Raw genomic sequence first — 3,331 nt, 5'->3', positions numbered from 1 at the left:
CAGCGTACTAAACAGACAGAGAACTGAGTAAGAAGACATTAGCGGTATGGCTTGTACGTTATTTACTGCAGCACACGATTGCAGAGGGGGTACATAATTTTCCATGAACTAAAATTAGCCTTGGCACCTGTACGCTTGTCATTCCAGGTCATTTTTCCTGCTTTGCCCGTCACCACTAAGTTTGATTTAACACATCTCACTTCATCGATAGAGGGTTCATGATGCCCACGTTGGGCTACGACACCAAGGCACTTATATCCAGAGGGAGGTTTAGGGAGCCAGAAGGATCCATTCCACTTTGCCCCAGAACCAGAGTCTTTCCATATCCTAGTGTAACCGACTGGTCTTACTAAAGAGCCTGGCACTAACTCTTTAACTACGATAACGGACTCGGTTGGGGCACTGTATCCAGATTTAGCATAGTCTCCAAGTCGATAGTAGCCTGAGGGAAGTTTAGGTCGATAATAACTACCATTGTGTTTACCACCAGATTTCTTATCCCACCATACTAAGTCGAACTGATTAACATACTTGACTTCCAGGGAATTCTCTGTCGTGTTAGCAGCTATACTACTTGCTCCAGCTGCTAATACAATAAGTGTTGCTATTTTTATTATTGTATCCATTAATTAACTACTCCAAAATATTTGTTGGCAAAAAAATCAAAATAACAACCCATTTTTTTTGTGCAATAATTAATCATCCGAAAGTTGATGGGTTAGACTATTGTAGTGTATTCGTGAAATTATAGGAAAAGATACTTTCTTAAGATATACCCATAATGAATCATTTTTAGGTGTCAAAATAAAGTGGTATATACTCACAGCGAAGGGTTATTTAGGCGAGGCCAGCGAGCGATGAAGCCCCCGGAGTTTAGATAAACTAAATGACTGGGGTGACAGTTAAATGCAACTGAAGTATTATTACTAATCTTTTATAAGGTTTATCTAATTTAGTTCTTTGAAAGGCGCGGAGTTAGTAAATGATAATAGATTAACCTATGCACTTACTTTGCCGCTGAGAAGGATTTTGTGCTGTAAAAAAATATCACTAATGACTTTATGAAAATTAAAGTATAAAAGTAATGCTTTTCTTTCTCGATCTCATTTAATGAAATTTTAATGTGCATTAAAAAAATAATTTAACTTTGTACTTAATCTTTTTTTTAGGTATTGTTTTTTGGTCAAAGCTGATACGTCCAATAGAAGCTTTTTGATACTAAAGTAGTGAGATTTTTAATAATTAAAATAAAGGTAAGCTAATGTATAAGTATCGTATTTATATGAATAAACTTTTATATATAATACTACTATTTCCTGCAAATATGTTACAAGCTGAGACATTTTCTGACCCAATGCTTAGTGTTATCCAGCGTGAAAAAGGAGATTGGGTCTTTATTGATAGAGATGGCCGTGAAGTATACTGGCGAGGATTCAATGTATCAGGATCGACTAAACATATTGAGAAAGGTTTTAAACCATTTCGAACGGCTGATGACGCTGAAATAGCGTTACAGCAATTAAAATCCAAAACCGGTGCAAACATTATCCGTTTTTTAATTGCGTGGGAAGGCGTTCACCCTGCAGTTGATCGTATAGATTATGGTTACCTTGCTGAGGTAGTTTCACAAATTAAGATTGCTATTGATAAGGGTTTTTTTGTTTTAGTTGACTATCATCAGGATCTATACTCACGTCATTTATTTAATGCAGACTCCTGGCATACCGGAAATGGTGCACCAGCATGGATTGTTCCTGATGATGAGTATCCTCAGGAGTATTGTGGGATAGTTTGTGTAAGCTGGAGTCAGCATAACTTAACCAATGAGGCTGTACGATTAGCATTTCGACGTTTTTGGGAAAATGCTGAAGTTAATACTACAAAAGGGGTACGACATGTTCAAGATGAGTATGTTTGGCAGATTAAGCATGTTCTTCAGTTCCTTAAGGATAATCTATCGGTAGAAGAGTTTAGCTATATAGTTGGTTTAGACCCTTTCAATGAGCCTGTAGATGGTGGAATGAATGGTTTATCCGCTGAAGAGTGGGATAACTTGCGTCTGTGGCCTTTTTATCAAAGGGTAAGAGCAGCTATGAATGAGACTGGCTGGGAAGCTCGTTGGGTATTTGCTGAGCCTTTGGTATTTTGGAATACAAATGCTGGGCTTATAGCACCTGCAACTGGAGGACATCACTTATGGCAGTCACCAGGTCAAGGCTTTGTTTTTAACAGCCACTTTTATGATGCTGCAAGAATGAGCTGGAATTTAGCTAATGTTAAAAATAAAACATATGTAAAATCATTCCAAGAGATCACTGAGGAAGCAAAATTTTTAAAGATGCCAGCTTTTGTGAGTGAGTTTGGTATGTGGCTCCATGGTCAGGGTAGTAAAGACACTAACCGTATGCTGCAAGGGATATATCAAGGATTATCAACACAAGTTACGAAGGATGGGGTTCGGCAGTCATTTTATAGTCCCTTTATATCATCTACTCAATGGCATTGGGATTATTATTATGGCAATCATAAAGAACTACAGAACTATAATTCTAATAAATTGATGCAAAGCAAAGATGCCTGGAATGATGAGGACTTCTCGGTAGTGGCAAATTGGGGTACAACATACAATGTATCCCAAAAGATAGTAGAGCGAGCATACCCACGAAGAATTCCTGGAGAGTTGCAACACTTTTATTTTGCTGAAGGGGGAGAACCTGACGCAAAAGGTAAACTATCACACTGGGCTTCATTAAAATTAAATGGTCAAAACTGGCTAGAAAATAAACCATTTGTATGGCTCACATGGAAAGGAAAACCGCTATCAGCAGGTTTAGAGCTGTATTTACCAGGTTGGTTTATAGAGAAGCCATTGGTTGTTATAACAGAAGAGTCTATAGATATCTGGAATAACGAATTTAATCAGACAAGTGATATCACCATCATCAAAGAAGGTCATGGCGCACGTGTATCTCGAGCACCTTCTAATGAAGATCGAACGCAATTTGTATTGCTCACAGCAGCAGAAAATATTCCAAATACAAAAAGAGAGTTATTACAATATCAGTTAGATGAAAGTATTGGACAACATATTAGTCCAGTAAGTTTAAAGTAGAGTGATAGGGGTATTATAAATACCCCATTTATTTAATGTTCGCTAGACGTATTGTCGCCATTTCTATTTAAGTATTAGGGTTGTTGTCGTTATATAGCACCTTATTATAAATTAGGGTACCTTTAAAATGTTACCAAAATTTCAATATTTTTAGGAAAGATCTTAAATTATAGAAGGTAAATACGATTGTTTATTATTTGACACCAAAATTCACGTTTT

2 protein-coding genes are annotated in these 3,331 nt (G+C 37.0%); one reads left to right on the top strand and one right to left on the bottom strand.

Annotated features, from left to right (window positions below; translation table 11 throughout):
- Positions 1-62 precede the first annotated feature (62 nt).
- Positions 63-626 (bottom strand): Vps62-related protein, encoded by a 564-nt coding sequence (locus F607_RS0125790; protein ID WP_027710315.1) that lies wholly within the window; start codon positions 624-626, stop codon positions 63-65.
- Between the two features lie 656 nt (positions 627-1,282).
- On the opposite strand from F607_RS0125790, the gene F607_RS31945 reads away from it, so the two are divergent.
- Complete coding sequence (locus F607_RS31945; protein WP_169719854.1) at positions 1,283-3,112, top strand: cellulase family glycosylhydrolase; 1,830 nt, start codon at positions 1,283-1,285, stop codon at positions 3,110-3,112.
- Positions 3,113-3,331: the final 219 nt, after the last annotated feature.

This window comes from Zooshikella ganghwensis DSM 15267 (assembly GCF_000428585.1).
GTDB lineage: Bacteria > Pseudomonadota > Gammaproteobacteria > Pseudomonadales > Zooshikellaceae > Zooshikella > Zooshikella ganghwensis.
This window is presented reverse-complemented; position numbering and strand designations above follow the sequence as displayed.

Excerpts from the sequence above, each read along its gene's own strand:
- F607_RS31945 (WP_169719854.1), top strand. The coding sequence starts at position 1,283 with ATGAATAAACTTTTATATATAATACTACTATTTCCTGCAAATATGTTA.
- F607_RS0125790 (WP_027710315.1), bottom strand. The coding sequence starts at position 626 with ATGGATACAATAATAAAAATAGCAACACTTATTGTATTAGCAGCTGGA.